Source organism: Isoptericola sp. NPDC019482, assembly GCF_040632295.1.
In the GTDB taxonomy this organism is placed as follows: domain Bacteria; phylum Actinomycetota; class Actinomycetes; order Actinomycetales; family Cellulomonadaceae; genus Isoptericola.
Window position 1 is genome coordinate 47,839 of sequence record NZ_JBEYBQ010000025.1, and the last position, 15,837, is coordinate 63,675.

Genomic DNA, 15,837 nt, shown 5'->3' on the forward strand with positions numbered 1-15,837 from the left:
TGACCGCCTAGGATCGGGCCATGCCCGACGAGACGATCGTCACGCCCGGCCTCGCCGACCTTGCTGACCTTGCCGACGTCGTCGTCGAGCTGGCCCGCCACCTGGACGTCCGTGCCCCGGAGCTGCGCGACATCGTGCCGCTCACCGGGACGGAGGTGGCCGTGATCCGCGAGATCCACCGCACGCCGCGTCCGACGCCGTCGCGCATCGCCGTCGCGACCGGGCTCGCCCGCAGCAACGTCAGCACCGCCCTGCGCACCCTCGAGGCGCGCGGGCTCGTGCTGCGCGAGCACACCGACGGCGACCGGCGCACCGTCCGGCTGGTCGCGACGCCGCTGGCCGACGAGCACCTGGCCCGCATCAACGCGTACTGGGTCCGCCGGCTCGGCGCCGTGCCGGACGACGTGCGCGACGCCGCCCTCGCGGCGCTGCCGGCCCTCGGCGCGCTCGCGGACGCCCTCGTCGAGCCTCGCGCGCAGGAAGGCTGAACTACCTCGGCGCGGCTCGCACTACCTCGGCGTCAGGCGGGCTCGAGCCGGACGACGACGGCCTTGGACACGGGGGTGCGGCTCGTCTCGGCGGTGGCGCCGAGGGGGACGAGGACGTTCGCCTCGGGGAAGTAGGCCGCCGCGCAGCCGCGCGCGGTGGGGTACGCGACGACGCGCTGCCCGCGCAGCACGCGGTCGACGCCGTCGTGGTGCTCGCCGTGCACGTCGACGGTCGCGCCGTCGGCGATGCCGAGCTCGGCGAGGTCGTCGGGGTTGACCAGCACGACGGCGCGCCCGCCCTTGATGCCGCGGTAGCGGTCGTCGCGGCGGTAGATCGTGGTGTTGAACTGGTCGTGCGAGCGGATGGTCTGCAGCAGCAGGCGGCCGGGCGGGCACTCGACGGGCGCGAGCTCGTTGACGGTGAGGTGGGCGCGGCCGTCGTCGGTGGGGAAGGTGCGCGAGTCGCGCGGGCCGTGCGGCAGGCGGAAGCCGTTCGGCCGCCGCAGCTGGGCGTTGTAGTCCTCGCAGCCCGGCACGACGCGGGCGATGTGGTCGCGGATCACGTCGTAGTCGCGCTCCATGGCGGCCCAGTCGACCGGCCCGGGACCTCCCGGTCGAGCGCCGAGCACGGCGCGCGCCAGCCGGGTGACGATCGAGACCTCCGACAGCATCCCCGGCGCGACGGGCTCGACCTTGCCGCGCGACGCGTGCACCGCGCAGACGGTGTCCTCCACCGACACGAACTGTTCGCCCGACGCCTGCCGGTCGACGTCGGTGCGGCCCAGCGTGGGCAGGATGAGCGCCTCCCGGCCGACGACGGCGTGCGACCGGTTGAGCTTCGTCGAGATCTGGACGGTGAGGTCGGCGCGGCGCACGGCCTCCTCCGCGGCCCCCGTGTCGGAGATCGCCCCGACGAGGTTGCCGCCGAGGGCGACCAGCGCCTTCACGCGCCCGTCCGCCATCGCCTCCACCGTGCCGACGGCGTCGAGGCCGTGCTCGCGGGGCACGGCGAGGCCGAACTCGGCGTCGAGCGCGTCGAGGAAGCTGTCCGGCATCTGCTCCCAGATGCCCATCGTGCGGTCGCCCTGCACGTTCGAGTGGCCGCGGATGGGCGAGGCGCCCGCGCCGGGGCGGCCGATGTTCCCGCGCAGGAGCAGCAGGTTGACGATCTCCTTGATGGTGGGGACCGCCTTGGTGTGCTGGGTCAGCCCCATCGCCCACGTGACGATGACGCGCTCGGCGCGCACGTAGCGGTCCGCGAGCTCGTCGATCTCCGCGCTCGTGAGGCCGGTGGCCGCCAGCACGGCGTCCTCGTCGAGGTCGGCCAGGTGCGCGGTCAGTGCCTCGAGGCCGGACGTGTGCGCGGCGAGGAACTCGTGGTCCAGCACCGTGCCGGGGGCCGCGGCCTCGGCGTCGAGCACCCGCTTCGACACCGCCTGCAGCAGGGCCATGTCGCCGCCGAGCCGGATCTGCAGGAACTGGTCGGCCAGCCCCGTGCCCCGGCCCGCCAGCCCGCGGACGGTCTGCGGGTTCTTGTACCGCTTGAGCCCTGCCTCGGGCAACGGGTTCACGGCGACGATGCTCGCCCCGTTCTCCTTGGCCTCCTCCAGCGCGGTGAGCATCCGGGGGTGGTTGGTGCCCGGGTTCTGGCCCATGATGACGATGAGGTCGGCCAGCGCGAAGTCGTCGTAGGTGATCGTCGCCTTCCCGACGCCGATCGTCTCGCCCAGCGCGGCGCCCGTGGACTCGTGGCACATGTTGGAGCAGTCGGGCAGGTTGTTGGTGCCGAAGGCGCGCACGAAGAGCTGGTAGACGAACGCGGCCTCGTTGGACGTGCGCCCGCTGGTGTAGAACGACGCCTGGTCGGGGGAGTCGAGGGCGTTCAGCCGGTCCGCGACGATCGCGAACGCCTCGTCCCAGGGGACGGGCACGTAGTGGTCGGATCCCGCGGCCTTGTGCACCGGCTCGACCAGTCGCCCCTGCTGGCCCAGCCAGTGCTCGGTCCGGCCGGCGAGGTCCGAGACGGGGTGCTCGGCCCAGAACGACGGCTCGACGACGAGCGGCGTCGCCTCCCACGTGACCGCCTTCGCGCCGTTCTCGCAGAACTCGGCGGGCTTGCGCCGGTCCGGGTCCGGCCAGGCGCAGCTCATGCAGTCGAAGCCCTCGCGGTGGTTCATCGACAGCAGCAGGCGCGCGGTCCGCGTAGGGCCCATGTCGCGCAGCGCCGGGACCAGCGCGTGCACGATGCCGGGCACGCCGGCCGCCCAGTCCTTCGGCGGGCGGACCTCCTCGGGTCGCGCGTCCGTCGGCTCGCCGGGCACGGCACCCTCCGGCTGCTGCGTGGTCATGCGGCGTCCCCTCTCCGGTCCCCGTGCGCCTCGGCCTGCCCCTGTTGCCCGACGTCGTGCCGGACGTCGTGCCCGACGTCGTTCTCGGCGTTCGTCCCGGCCGGCTCGACGACGCGGTGGTCGCCGGCGTAGACGACGAGCGTCGGGTCGCGCACGAAGCCGACGAGCGTCAGCCCCGCGGAGTCGGCGAGCTCGGCGGCGAGCGACGACGGCGCGGAGACGGCCGCGAGCACCGGCACCCCGGCCATGACGGCCTTCTGCGTGAGCTCGAAGCTCGCCCGTCCGGACACCACGAGCACCGTGCCGCGCAGCGGCAGCATCCCGGCCGCGGCGGCCCAGCCGACCACCTTGTCGACGGCGTTGTGCCGGCCGACGTCCTCGCGCACCACGATCGCCTCGCCCGTCGCGGCGTCGAACAGGCCGGCGGCGTGCAGGCCGCCCGTACGGGCGAAGACGTCCTGGCCCGCGCGCAGGCGGTCGGGGAGCGAGGCCAGCAGCGCGGCGTCCACCCGGACCGGGTCGCCCGCGACGTCGAAGGCGCTGCGCGTGAAGACGGCGTCGATCGACGACTTGCCGCACAGGCCGCAGGCGCTGGAGGTGAAGAACTCCCGGGCGAGCGCCGGGTCGGGCGGGGCGACGCCCGCGGCCAGCGCGACGTCGAGCACGTTGTAGGCGTTCTCGCCCGGAGCCGCCGGGCCGGGCGCGCAGTAGCGCGCGCCGGCGACCTGCGCGCCGTCGGTCACGACGCCCTCCGAGACGAGGAAGCCGGTCGCGAGCTCGACGTCGTGCCCGGGGGTGCGCATCGTCACCGCGTACGAGCGTCCTCCGACACGGATCTCCAGCGGCTCCTCGCCGGCGAGCAGGTCCTCGCGGCGCGCGGTGCGGCCGCCGATGGTGACGCGCCTGACGCGGCGTCGGACGGTGACGCGGGTCATACCCGCAGGCCTAGCAGACCCCCGCCCCGGACACAACGGCAGCTCGTCCACGGCGGCACGTGCTCGACCTGCCGGTGAGGCGCGACGCGCCTACGGTCGGGGGACCGGCCCAGACCGGGCCGGACGTGTTCAAGGAGGAGCACCATGGCAGACACGAATCGCGCGGTCGCGTACAAGGGGCCGGGCGAGGTCGACGTCATCGACATCGACTACCCGACGTTCGAGCTCAAGGACGGTCCCGGGGTGAACCCGGCGAACGTCGGCCGGCAGGTGCCGCACGGCGTGATCCTGAAGACCGTCGCGACGAACATCTGCGGGTCGGACCAGCACATGGTCCGCGGGCGCACGACGGCGCCGAAGGACCTCGTGCTGGGCCACGAGATCACCGGCGAGGTCGTCGAGGTGGGCCGGGACGTCGAGTTCGTCAAGGTGGGCGACCTGGTCTCCGTGCCGTTCAACATCGCGTGCGGACGCTGCAAGAACTGCAAGGAGCGCAAGACCGGCATCTGCCTCAACGTGAACCCGGACCGCCCGGGCAGCGCGTACGGGTACGTCGACATGGGCGGCTGGGTCGGCGGGCAGGCCAACTACGTGCTGGTGCCGTACGCCGACTGGAACGTCCTGCGGTTCCCGGACAAGGACCAGGCGCTCGAGAAGATCATGGACCTGACGATGCTGTCGGACATCTTCCCGACGGGCTTCCACGGGGCGGTCACCGCCGGCGTGGAGGTCGGCTCCACGGTGTACGTCGCGGGGGCCGGGCCGGTGGGGCTCGCCGCCGCCACGGGCGCGCTGCTGCTGGGCGCCGCCGTCGTCATCGTCGGCGACATGAACGCCGACCGGCTGGCGCAGGCGCGGTCGTTCGGCTGCGAGACCGTCGACCTGACGAAGGGCGGGCCGGTCGAGCAGATCGAGCAGCTCCTCGGCGTGCCCGAGGTGGACTGCGGCATCGACGCCGTCGGCTTCGAGGCCAAGGGGCACGGGTCGGACTCGGACCACGAGGCCCCGGCCACCGTGCTCAACTCGCTGATGGACGTGACGGCCGCGGGCGGCGCGCTGGGCATCCCCGGGCTGTACGTGACGGGCGACCCGGGCGGCATCGACGAGGCGGCCAAGAAGGGGTCGCTGTCGCTCAGCCTGGGCACGGGATGGGCCAAGTCGCTCGCGTTCACCACCGGCCAGTGCCCGGTGATGAAGTACCACCGCGGGCTGATGCAGGCGATCCTGCACGACCGCGTGCAGATCGCGAAGAACGTCAACGCGAAGGCGATCACCCTCGACCAGGCCCCGCAGGGGTACGCCGAGTTCGACGCCGGCGCCGCGACGAAGTACGTCATCAACGCGAACGGGTACCTCGACGGCAAGTGACCGACCCGCTCGATGCGACGGCGGCAGCGTCAGACGCCGTCGTGCTCCCGGAGGAAGCCGTCGACCAGCGGGAGCACCCGGTCGGGGAGCTGCCACAGGACGCCGTGCCCGCCGCCGGGCACCAGCTCGACGCGGGAGTCGCGCACGTTCTCGGCGACGCGGCGGCCCGCGGCGACCGGGTCGCCGAGCCTGGTGTCCGCGCCGAAGAACGCCAGGGTGGGGGCGGCGATCGCGCGCAGGCGGTCGTCGGGCAGGGGGCTGGGCCACGGCGTCCGACGGCGGTAGCGCATCGCGGCGCGGGCGAGCGCGCGGTCCTCGTCGGCGAGGGCGACGCCGGGGTTCAGCCACTCGTCGAGGCGGGCGAGGCTGCGCGCCGTCGGGACGGCGGCGGCGCGGACCATCCGGGAGACGACTTTCCGGTCGGGCTTGACGAGCGCGGTGATGCCCTCGCCGAGGACGAGCGCGCCCACGCGGCCGGTGGCACCGGACGCCAGCAGCGCGGCGAACCACGCGCCCTCGGAGTAGCCGAGCACGTGCGCGCGCTCCAGGCCGAGTCCCTCGAGGAGCTGGGCGCCCCAGGCGGCGTAGTCGTCGGCCGAGGTCAGCGGGGCGGTCTGCTCGCTGCGCCCTGCCGTGCCGACGACGTCGGGTGCGTAGACGACGCGGTCGGCGGCCAGGGCGGGCACGACGCCGTGCCAGCTGAGGCCCGTGCCGTTCAGCCCGTGCAGCAGCACGAGGGGAGTGCGGGGCCCGGTGCCGGACCGGCGCACGTGGGTGGGGCCGTAGGCGGTCTCGACCCGGACGTCGTCGGACGGGAGCGGCCAGCGGGCCTCGAGGTCGCGGTACGCCGCCTCGTACGCGGTGCGTGCGGCCTCGCTGGTGAACCGGCCTGTCGACGGCATCGGACCTCCTGGTGCGCGGTTGATGGTACGACCGTACCATCAACGTGGTACGGACATATCATCACCACCGGCAGTCATCGCCAGCACCGACGAGGGGAGGGCCCGTGCCGCGACGGGTGGATCACGAGGAACGCCGCCGCCAGATCACCGACGCGTGTCGCCGCGTCGTCGCGCGCGACGGGCTCGAGGCGGCCACGTTCCAGGCCGTCGCCGCCGAGTCGGGCGTCTCCGTGCGGCTCGTCCAGTACTACTTCGGGAACAAGCACGGGCTGCTCGTCGCGACCCACCGCGCGGTGATCGAGGGGTCGGCGGCGAGGTTCGGCGGCGGGACGTCCCCCGGGGAGAGCGCCGAGCCGCCCCCACCCCGCGCCGTCCTGCGCGCCTTGCTCGTTGCGCAGCTGCCGCTCGACGACGCGCGCCGCGCGGACGCCGTCGTCCTCGCCGCGTTCCATGCCGCCGCCCTGACGAACGAGGCGGTCACGCCCCAGGAGCTGCGCGGCGCACCGCGGGCGCTCGTCGACCTCGTCGCGGCGCAGCTGTTGCGCGAACGGGGCGACGGCGCGCTTCCGGGGGACCGATCAGGGCCGGGCGACCGGGCCCGCCTCGACGCCGAGCTGGTGCTCGCGTCGGCCGCCGGGCTGACCCAGGGGATCCTCGCCGGGCACGTCTCCGGCGAGACGGCGCTCGCCGTCGTGGACCGGCTGCTCGACCACCTCGTCGACCCCGCCTGACACGATGCTGGGCCGGGGGTCAGCGGGACTTCGTCAGCTCCGGCTTCTTGACCATCCCGGACAGGCCGTTCCAGGCCAGGTTGGTCAGGTGCGCGGCCACCTCGGCCTTGTCGGGGCTGCGGGCGTCGAGCCAGTACTGCCCGGTGAGGGCGACCATGCCCACGAGCATCTGCGCGTAGAGCGGCGCGGCCTTGCGGTCCAGGCCGTTCGCCTTGAACTGGTCGCCGAGGATGTGCTCCACCAGGGTGGCGACGTCGCCGATGAGGCTGGAGAACGTGCCGGTGGCCTGGGCGACGGGGGAGTCGCGCACCAGGATGCGGAAGCCGTCCTCCGACGCCTCGATGTAGCCGAGCAGCGCCAGCGCCGTGCGCTCCACCAGCACCTTGGGGTGGCCGCCCTCCTCGAGCGCGCCGGTCAGCGCGGACGTCAGCGCGCGCACCTCGCGGTCGACGACGACGGCGTAGACGCCCTCCTTGCCGCCGAAGTGCTCGTAGACCACCGGCTTGGACACCTCGGCGCGCGCCGCGATCTCCTCGACGCTGGTGCCGTCGAAGCCCTTCTCGGCGAACAGGCCCCGGCCGACCTCGAGCAGCTGCTCGCGCCGCTGGCTCGCCGTCATCCGGGCGCGCGGCGGACGCTTGGGCGCACGAGAGTCGGTGGGCATGGGGTCATTGTGCCTGCGTGCGCCGCCGGGACGCGAGGACGGTGCGCGGCGACGGCACTGCCGACGACAACGACCAGGCGCGTGCCGCCGCCGGGAACGTCAGCACGACGGCCGACAGCAGCACCATCACCGGGTACTGCCAGACCAGCAGGTCGGCGAGCCAGTACGACGCCAGCGCGACGACGGACGCGGCCGCCGCGGGCACGGTGAGCACGCCGGCGACGAGCGCGACGCCGAGCGCCGTCTCGAGCAACGGCATCAGCGCGCCGAACAGGCCCGGCGCCGCCCCGAGGACCGTCTCCGTGAACGCCTGGAAGAAGCCGGGCACCCGGGGGTTGCTCGCCGCGCCGTCGACGACGAACCCGATGTCGGCGGCGCCGAAGCCGGCCCGGTACTTGACGATCCCTTCGTGCAGCCACAGCGCGCCGAGGGCCACGCGGGCCGCCCCGGCGAGGGCCGGGGCGGCGTGCGTGCGCCACGTCGTGGCGCGCGGGCGGCGGTCGCTCATGTCCGGCCTCACATGAGCGTGGCCGCGCCGAACACGGCCTTGGCCTTGTCGCAGTGCACGACGACGTCCGTGTAGCCCCCGTCGGCCATGCTCTCGGCGGCCATCTCGTCGAGCGTGAACGTCTGCGACGCCTCGTCGAACGCAACCTCGCCGAGCTCCGTGCCGGCCTCGACCGCCGCCTCGTCGGTGCCCTTCGCGAGGTAGAGGTGCAGGTCCGGGCCCTCGTCGGAGGAGAAGCCCTCCAGGGTCACCGTGTCGCCCTCGACGGTGACCGTGCCCTCGACGCTCTTGTCGTTCATGCCCGCGAACGAGCCGTGCTGCGCCATGGGCTCCGCGCTCATGTCGTCGGAGGCCATGTCGTCCGACTCCATGTCCTCGGTCGCCATGTCGTCGCTCGCCATGTCGTCGGACTGCATGGACTCCTCGGCGGCCGGGGTGCTCATGTCGTCGGCACCGGCGCCGTCGTCGGCCCCGCAGGCGGTGAGGGTGAGGGCGAGGGCGACGAGGCCGGTGGTCGCGAGGGCCTGGGCGCGCGTCTTGATACGCATGGGTCTTGTCCTGTCGTCTCGGGTCGGTACGCGGATCGGTACGGGGACGACGCAACCAGCGCGGCGCCCGGGGCGGGGCCGTTCTTTCAGTTCCGTAAGGACGCGCGGCGCGGTGCCGGCGGCTGCGTAAGGTCGCCTCATGGGCAGCGGGCGGGCGCGGGTGATGGTCGTCGAGGACGACGCGACGGTGCGCACCGTCGTCGGCGACTACCTGCGGGCTGCGGGGTACGACGTCGCGCTGTACAGCGAGGGCGAGAGCGCGCGCGAGGCGCTGCGGGCCGGCCTCCCGGACGTGCTGGTCGTGGACCGCATGCTGCCCGGGGTCACGGGCGACGACCTGTGCCGCGAGGTGCGCCGCACCTCGGACCTGCCGGTCATCATGCTCACCGCGCTCGGCGCCGTCGAGCAGCGGATCGCCGGGCTGGAGCGCGGGGCGGACGACTACGTCACCAAGCCGTTCGCGCTCAAGGAGCTGCGGCTGCGGGTCGACGCGCAGCTGCGCCGCCGGGCGCCGGCCGCCCCCGCGGACGCGTTCACCGTCGGTGACTTCCGCATCGACCCCGGCCACCGGCGGGCGTGGCGCGGCGGCGAGGAGATCGCGCTCACGACCCGTGAGTACGAGCTGCTGCTGTACTGCGTGCAGCGCCCCGACCAGGTGCTGGCCCGCGACGACATCCTTGGCGAGGTGTGGGGGTGGAGCTTCGGCGACGCGTCCACGGTCACGGTGCACGTGCGGCGGCTGCGGGAGAAGATCGAGCCCGAGCCCCGCTACCCCGTGTACCTGCGCACCGAGTGGGGCGCGGGCTACCGGTTCACGCCGCGAGGTGACGCCCGATGACCGCTGTGCCGACCGCCGTGACGACCGCCGTGACGACCGCCGTGACGACCGACCCGCCTGGCGGGGCGCGATGATGTTCGACGGCATGCTCGGGCTCGCCGACGTCGGGCTGATCGTCCTGACCACCGTGGTGTGCACGGCCCTGGTGACCGCGCTCGCGCTGGTCGTGCTGCGCTGGAACCGGCGCGGGCCGGTCGCGTCCCAGATGGCCGTCGTCGTGGGCGCGGCGGTCGCCTCGATCGTCGCGTCCGTCGTGGCGGTGATGGTGGAGATGTTCATCTCCGCGCACGACCTGGTCGTGCTGACGGCGGTGGTCGTCGTGGCCACCGTGCTGAGCCTGGCCGCGGCATGGCTGACCACGAGCCGGGCCGTGCGCCGGTCGGTGGGGACGCTCACGCGGTCGGCGCGGCGGATCGCGGACGGCGACGTCGTCGAGCCCGCGGCCGCCGGCTGGAAGGAGTTCGACGAGCTGCACGCCCAGCTCGTCGACACCTCCGAGCGGCTGGCCCAGGCCCGCGCCGAGATCGACAGGCTCGACGCCGCCCGCCGCCAGTTCTTCGCCTGGATCTCCCACGACCTGCGCACCCCGCTCGCCGGGATCCGCGCCATGACCGAGGCGCTCGACGACGACGTCGCGCCCGACCGGGACGCGTACGTCCGGGCCATCCGCGGCAAGGTCGACACCGTGACCGCGATGGTCGACGACCTCTTCGAGCTGTCGACCCTGCAGAGCGGCACGCTGCGGCTGCAGCGCGAGGTCGTCGTCCTGCTCGACCTGGTCTCCGACGCCGTGGTCGACGTCCAGGCGGCCGCCGCGGGCCGCGGCGTGCGGATCGTCCAGTCCGGGGTCGAGGGCCACCTGCTGTGGGCCGACCCGCGCGAGCTGACCCGCGCGATCGGGAACCTGCTCGCCAACGCCGTCCGGCACGCCCCGGCGGGCACCGAGATCCTCGTCTCCGCGCACACGAACGACGACGACCACCTGGTGGTCAGCGTGCTCGACCACGGCAGCGGCGTGGACGTCGCGGACCTGGGCCACCTGTTCGACGTCGGCTGGCGGGCGAACGACGCCCGGTCCGCCGAGGCCGGGCCGGGCGATGGGGCCGTCGGTGGGCATGTCGGTGGGCACGGCGCCGGGCTCGGCCTCGCGATCGTGCGCGGCATCGTCGAGGCGCACGGCGGGTCGGTCACCGCCGCGCACGTGCCCGACGGGTTCGAGCTCGCCGTGACGCTGCCGCGCGGCGAGGCGCCCGCGGCGGCCGGCGCCTGACCGCCGAGGCGCGGCCGGTGTGGCGCGTGCCACGGCGCCCCCGGGGGTCGAGGGTCGGGACGCGTGCCGGGGTGGTGTTCCGGACCTGGCAGACTGAGGACGGACGCCCGACGGTGCCGCGCCTGCTGGGGCGTGAACCCGGCCCGGGGGCCCGATCCGCCTTGGTGTAATCGGCAGCACAGAGGTTTTTGGTGCCTTTGGTCCAGGTTCGAGTCCTGGGGGCGGAGCTCGTGCACCATCGTGAGCATCGACCGAGCACACCCGAGAAGAGACGGAGCACTCGTGGTCTCGACAGGACCGGACGCCGCAGGTTCGACCGGCGCAGCACCCTCCCACCCCAGTCCGGCAGCGGTCGTCGTCCTCGCTGCGGGCCAGGGGACGCGGATGAGGTCCGCCACGCCGAAGATGCTGCACAGCATCGGCGGGCGCACGCTGCTCGGCCACGTGATGACCGCGGCGCGCGAGCTGGACCCGCAGAGCGTGGCCGTCGTCGTCCGGCACGAGCGTGACCTCGTCGCCGCCGCGGCCCTCGAGGTGGACCCCGGCGCGTTCGTCGTCGACCAGGACGAGATCCCCGGCACCGGCCGCGCGGTGCAGTGCGCGCTGGACGCGCTCGACGCCCGCGTCCACGCCGGGCTGGCAGCGCAGCTCGTGCACGACGACGCCGTCGACGACGAGCTGCACGCCGACCACGCCAACGGCGGGGACCACCCGCTGGGCGACGGACTGGACGGCGCCGTCGTCGTCCTGGCCGGCGACATCCCGCTGCTCGACGGCGCGACGCTGGGCCAGCTGCTCGCCGCGCACCATGCGGACGGCAACGCCGTCACCATCCTCACCACCGAGGTTGCCGACGCGACGGGCTACGGCCGCATCGTGCGTGAGGCGGGCACGGGCGACGTGCAGGCGATCGTGGAGCACAGGGACGCGACGCCCGAGCAGCTCGAGATCCGCGAGATCAACAGCTCGGTCTTCGTCTTCGACGCCGCGGTGCTGCGCCGCGGGCTGGCCGGCCTGGACCGCGACAACGCGCAGGGCGAGGTCTACCTCACCGACGTCGTCGCGGCCGCGCGGGCCGACGGGGGCGCCGTGCGCGCCGTGCTCAGTGACGACCCGATGCTCGTCGAGGGCGTCAACGACCGCGTCGCGCTCGCCACCCTCGGCGCCGAGCTCAACCGCCGCGTGCTCACCGAGTGGATGCAGGCCGGCGTCACCGTCGTCGACCCCGGCACCACCTGGGTGGACGTCGACGTCGAGCTCGCCGAGGACGTCACGCTCCTGCCCGGCACGCAGCTGCACGGCGCCACCAAGGTGGAGTCCGGCGCGACGATCGGCCCGGACACCACGCTCACCGACGTCGAGGTCGGCCCCGGCGCGACCGTCGTGCGCACGCACGGCTCGCTGTCCGTCATCGGGCCGGACGCGACCGTGGGCCCGTTCGCCTACCTGCGCCCCGGCACCGACCTGGGCACCAAGGGCAAGATCGGCACCTTCGTCGAGACGAAGAACGCGCAGATCGGCGAGGGCTCGAAGGTGCCGCACCTGTCCTACGTCGGCGACGCGACGATCGGCGAGCACACCAACATCGGTGCCGCGTCGGTCACGGTGAACTACGACGGCCAGAAGAAGCACCGCACGGTGATCGGCTCCTACGCGAAGACGGGCGCCGACAACATGTTCGTCGCGCCGGTGACCGTGGGTGACGGCGCGTACACGGCCGCGGGCTCGGTCATCGTCAAGGACGTGCCGGCGGGTGCGCTCGGCGTCGCCCGCGCCCAGCAGCGCAACGTCGACGACTGGGTGGAGCGCCGCTGGTCGGGCTCGCCGGCGGCCGAGGCGGCCGCCCGCGCCCGCGCCGAGGGATCGGGCGGGCAGCTCGGTGCCCAGGCGCAGCAGCAGCTCGCCGCGCACAATGCCCTCACCGGCGCCATCCCGGTGGTGCCGCCCGCCGACAGTTCCGACCCGACCGAAGGAAGCACGCAGCGATGAACAACTTCATCCCCGGCACCGGCGAGCGCACGCTCGTCCTCGCCACGGGTCGGGCGCACCCGGAGCTCGCGGAGGCCGTCGCCAAGGAGCTCGGCATCGAGCTGCTCCCGGTCTCGGCGTACGACTTCGCGAACAGCGAGACGTACGTGCGGTTCAGCGAGTCGGTGCGCGGCTCGGACATCTTCCTGCTGCAGAGCCACACCGCCCCGGTGAACCAGTGGCTCATGGAGCAGCTGCTCATGGTCGACGCGGCCAAGCGCGGCTCGGCGCGCTCGATCACCGCCGTGGCGCCGTTCTACGCGTACGCGCGTCAGGACAAGAAGAGCCGCGGCCGCGAGCCCATCTCGGCCCGCCTCGTCGCCGACATGCTCAAGACCGCGGGCGCCGACCGCATCCTCAGCGTCGACCTGCACACCCCGCAGATCCAGGGCTTCTTCGACGGCCCCGTGGACCACCTGTGGGCGATGCCCGTGCTGGTCGACTACGTGCGCACCCGCGTGGACCTGTCCAACGTCGCGGTCGTCTCGCCCGACGCCGGCCGCATCCGCGTGGCCGAGCAGTGGGCCGCCAAGCTGGGCGGCTGCCCGCTCGCCTTCGTGCACAAGACGCGCGACGTCACGCGCCCCAACCAGGCCGTCGCCAACCGCGTCGTCGGCGAGGTCGAGGGGCGCGACTGCGTGCTCGTCGACGACCTCATCGACACCGGCGGCACCATCGCCGAGGCCGTCAAGGTGGTCATGGACGCGGGCGCCCGGTCCGTCACCGTCGCCGCCACGCACGGCGTGCTGTCCGACCCCGCCGCGCAGCGCCTGCAGGAGTGCGGCGCCACCGAGGTCGTCGTCACCGACACGCTGCCGATCACGGCCGACAAGCGGTTCGACAAGCTCACCGTGCTGTCCATCGCCCCGCTCGTCGCCCGCGCCATCCGCGAGGTCTTCGACGACGGCTCCGTGACGAGCCTGTTCGACGGGAACGCCTGAGCGACGCCGGAGGCCCGGGGCGTGCGTCGTCCCGGGCCCGCGGCGTCCCTGAGGGGAGGCACGGTGGCATGACGGAGGACGTGACCGTGGTGGTCCCCACGTACAACGAGGGGCCCAACGTCGCCGAGCTGGTCCGTCGTCTCGCCGCCGCGCTCGGCCCCGACGGCGAGGGGCGGCACGTCGCGCCCGGCGGTGTCGAGGTGCTGTTCGTCGACGACTCGCGCGACGACACCCCCGCCGTCATCGAGCGTGTCGCCGCCACCGCCCCGCTGCCCGTGCGCATGATCCACCGCGAGGTGCCCGAGGGCGGGCTCTCCGGCGCCGTCGTCGCCGGCCTGCGTGCCGCGACCGGCGAGCGCGTCGTCGTGATGGACGGGGACCTGCAGCACCCGCCCGAGATGGTGCCCGTGCTCCTCGCCACGGCGCGCGAGACCGGCGCCGACGTCGTCGTCGCCTCCCGGTACACGGGCAAGGGCGACGCCGGCGGCCTCGACGGCCGCTACCGGCGTTGGGTCTCCAAGGCCTCGGGGCTGCTGGCCCGGTCGATGTTCCCCGTCAAGCTGCGCGACGTCTCCGACCCCATGACCGGGTTCTTCGTGGTGCGCCCCGGTGCCGTCGACCTGGCCGGGCTGCGCCCGCGAGGGTTCAAGATCCTGCTCGAGATCCTCGCGCGGCAGCGGCTCGTCGTCGTCGAGGAGCCGTTCGTCTTCGGGGAGCGGTTCGCCGGCCGGTCGAAGGCGACCGTCGCCAACGGGCTGCGGTACGTGCAGCAGCTCACCCTGCTGCGGTTCGGCCGGCTGTCCCCGTTCGCGCTGATCGGCGCGCTCGGCGCCGTGCTCAACCTCGCCATCCTCGCGGGACTCCAGGGGCTCGGGGTGCACTACCTGCCCGCCGTCATCTGGGCGAACGCCGTGACGATCGTCATCAACTTCCTGCTGCAGGAGCGGTTCGTCTTCGCCGACCTGCGCGACGGCGCGCACGGGTTCTGGGGCCGCTTCGTGCGGTCGTTCGCCTTCAACGGCACCGAGGCCGCGGTCCGCACGCTGCTGCTGTGGTGGATCGTCGAGCGCGCCGTCCCGCACCCCGAGCTGGTGCAGGCGGTGCTCATCCTCGTCGCGTTCGTGGTGCGGTTCGTCTTCCAGGCGCAGGTCGTCTACCGGCCGCGCGGCTCGGCGCGGGCGCAGGCTCGCGCGGGCGAGCACGCCCCGCACTGACGCGGCCCACGCCCGGGCCTGTCCCGCCCCACCCCGAGGGGGCTATACTCGTCCGGTTGCCTCGGCGAGGGACGTCTGACGGGCGCCGGTCACCCAGGTCGTACAGGTCAAGCACCTGCGACCCGGCCGCCACCCTCAGCGCAGGATCCGTCGGATTTCCGTGATCGACTGGGCGGCTGTCGGTGCACCGCATTCTGCGGGTGCCCCCACGGCGCGCTCTCGATCGCGTCCGTCACGTGTCCCACGCCGACGCAACCGCAGTTCGCGGGGACCCACCCCTCGTGGACAGCCGACGGCTCCCTCTGGCCGTCGGCACGCACAGACATCCCAGGAGTGATCCACGTGTCCGACATCAAGCTCGCCGCCGAGGCCCGCACCGAGTTCGGCAAGGGCGCCGCCCGCCGCATCCGTCGCGAGAACAAGATCCCCGCCGTCCTGTACGGGCACGGCACCGACCCGCTGCACATCACGCTGCCGGGCCACGAGACGATGCTCGCCACGCGCCACAGCAACGCGCTGTTCACCATCGAGCTCGACGACAAGTCCGAGATGGCCGTCATCAAGGACATCCAGCGCGACGCCGTCCGCGGCACCATCGAGCACATCGACCTGCTGCTCGTGAAGCGCGGCGAGAAGATCGCCGTCGACGTCACCGTGAACATCGTGGGCGAGTCGGCCCCCGGCACCATCCACTTCGTCGAGGCGCAGACGCTGTCCGTCGAGGCCGAGGCCACGCACCTGCCCGAGTCGGTCGAGGTCTCCATCGAGGGCCTCGAGGCCGGCCAGCACGTCACCGCCGGCGAGGTCGAGCTGCCCAAGGGCACCACGCTGCTGACCGACCCCGAGGCCGCCGTCGTCCAGATCGCCGAGCCGCGCGCCGAGGCCGCCGCCGAGGACGAGGAGGCCGCGGAGGGCGAGGCCGCCGAGGAGACCACCGAGGCCGCCGAGTCCACCGAGGGCTGACACCTTCATCGCTGTGAGCGGGCGGGTTTGGGGCGAAAAGCGGGCGGCGCGGGGGGAAAAACCCCCACACAAAACGAAGGGGGGGCAGGGG

The 15,837-nt window shown here is 73.7% G+C and carries 15 protein-coding genes and 1 tRNA gene; 10 read left to right on the forward strand and 6 right to left on the reverse strand.

The window, feature by feature from the left end:
* Positions 1–20: 20 nt before the first annotated feature.
* A complete protein-coding gene (locus ABZ493_RS15550) occupies positions 21–488 on the forward strand; it encodes a MarR family transcriptional regulator (RefSeq protein WP_430583048.1) in 468 nt (155 codons plus the stop codon).
* A 32-nt stretch (positions 489–520) separates the two neighbouring features.
* On the opposite strand, the gene ABZ493_RS15555 is transcribed toward ABZ493_RS15550, so the two are convergent.
* Entirely contained in the window at positions 521–2,836 is a 2,316-nt protein-coding gene (locus ABZ493_RS15555; RefSeq protein WP_430583049.1) for an FdhF/YdeP family oxidoreductase, read from the reverse strand.
* Positions 2,833–3,771, reverse strand: coding sequence for a formate dehydrogenase accessory sulfurtransferase FdhD (gene fdhD, locus ABZ493_RS15560; RefSeq protein ID WP_430583050.1), 939 nt, complete (start codon positions 3,769–3,771; stop codon positions 2,833–2,835). The genes ABZ493_RS15555 and fdhD overlap by 4 nt, the downstream gene beginning before the upstream one ends.
* A gap of 144 nt (positions 3,772–3,915) precedes the next feature.
* Between fdhD and fdhA the strand changes: the two genes are divergently transcribed.
* On the forward strand, positions 3,916–5,139 hold the full coding sequence (gene fdhA, locus ABZ493_RS15565) for a formaldehyde dehydrogenase, glutathione-independent (protein WP_430583051.1): 1,224 nt from the start codon (positions 3,916–3,918) through the stop codon (positions 5,137–5,139).
* A 29-nt stretch (positions 5,140–5,168) separates the two neighbouring features.
* On the opposite strand, the gene ABZ493_RS15570 is transcribed toward fdhA, so the two are convergent.
* On the reverse strand, positions 5,169–6,041 hold the full coding sequence (locus ABZ493_RS15570) for an alpha/beta fold hydrolase (RefSeq protein WP_430583052.1): 873 nt from the start codon (positions 6,039–6,041) through the stop codon (positions 5,169–5,171).
* A 104-nt stretch (positions 6,042–6,145) separates the two neighbouring features.
* Between ABZ493_RS15570 and ABZ493_RS15575 the strand changes: the two genes are divergently transcribed.
* Positions 6,146–6,772, forward strand: a complete 627-nt coding sequence (locus ABZ493_RS15575) for a TetR family transcriptional regulator (protein WP_430583053.1) — start codon at positions 6,146–6,148, stop codon at positions 6,770–6,772.
* Positions 6,773–6,791: 19 nt separating this feature from the next.
* Here the strand turns inward: ABZ493_RS15575 and ABZ493_RS15580 are convergent, their stop codons facing one another.
* From ABZ493_RS15580 to ABZ493_RS15590, 3 genes are read right to left on the reverse strand one after another with little or no spacing between them, the layout of a single operon-like run.
* On the reverse strand, positions 6,792–7,391 hold the full coding sequence (locus ABZ493_RS15580) for a TetR/AcrR family transcriptional regulator (RefSeq protein ID WP_430547317.1): 600 nt from the start codon (positions 7,389–7,391) through the stop codon (positions 6,792–6,794).
* Positions 7,392–7,440: 49 nt separating this feature from the next.
* The gene (locus ABZ493_RS15585; RefSeq protein WP_430583054.1) at positions 7,441–7,944 is read right to left on the reverse strand and encodes a hypothetical protein; all 504 of its coding nucleotides are present in this window, start codon (positions 7,942–7,944) and stop codon (positions 7,441–7,443) included.
* An 8-nt stretch (positions 7,945–7,952) separates the two neighbouring features.
* On the reverse strand, positions 7,953–8,492 hold the full coding sequence (locus ABZ493_RS15590) for a DM13 domain-containing protein (protein ID WP_430583055.1): 540 nt from the start codon (positions 8,490–8,492) through the stop codon (positions 7,953–7,955).
* A gap of 139 nt (positions 8,493–8,631) precedes the next feature.
* Between ABZ493_RS15590 and ABZ493_RS15595 the strand changes: the two genes are divergently transcribed.
* The 7 genes from ABZ493_RS15595 (at position 8,632) to ABZ493_RS15625 (ending at position 15,746) form a co-directional block, all read left to right on the forward strand.
* The gene (locus ABZ493_RS15595) at positions 8,632–9,330 is read left to right on the forward strand and encodes a response regulator transcription factor (protein ID WP_430583056.1); all 699 of its coding nucleotides are present in this window, start codon (positions 8,632–8,634) and stop codon (positions 9,328–9,330) included.
* 70 nt (positions 9,331–9,400) lie between these two features.
* Positions 9,401–10,600, forward strand: coding sequence for a HAMP domain-containing sensor histidine kinase (locus ABZ493_RS15600; RefSeq protein ID WP_430583057.1), 1,200 nt, complete (start codon positions 9,401–9,403; stop codon positions 10,598–10,600).
* A 155-nt stretch (positions 10,601–10,755) separates the two neighbouring features.
* A tRNA-Gln gene (locus ABZ493_RS15605) sits at positions 10,756–10,827 on the forward strand.
* A gap of 55 nt (positions 10,828–10,882) precedes the next feature.
* Complete coding sequence (gene glmU / locus ABZ493_RS15610) at positions 10,883–12,589, forward strand: bifunctional UDP-N-acetylglucosamine diphosphorylase/glucosamine-1-phosphate N-acetyltransferase GlmU (RefSeq protein ID WP_430583058.1); 1,707 nt, start codon at positions 10,883–10,885, stop codon at positions 12,587–12,589.
* Entirely contained in the window at positions 12,586–13,569 is a 984-nt protein-coding gene (locus tag ABZ493_RS15615; protein ID WP_430559636.1) for a ribose-phosphate diphosphokinase, read from the forward strand. The genes glmU and ABZ493_RS15615 overlap by 4 nt, the downstream gene beginning before the upstream one ends.
* A gap of 68 nt (positions 13,570–13,637) precedes the next feature.
* A complete protein-coding gene (locus ABZ493_RS15620) occupies positions 13,638–14,783 on the forward strand; it encodes a glycosyltransferase family 2 protein (RefSeq protein ID WP_430583059.1) in 1,146 nt (381 codons plus the stop codon).
* A gap of 342 nt (positions 14,784–15,125) precedes the next feature.
* Entirely contained in the window at positions 15,126–15,746 is a 621-nt protein-coding gene (locus tag ABZ493_RS15625; protein ID WP_430583060.1) for a 50S ribosomal protein L25/general stress protein Ctc, read from the forward strand.
* Positions 15,747–15,837 lie beyond the last annotated feature (91 nt).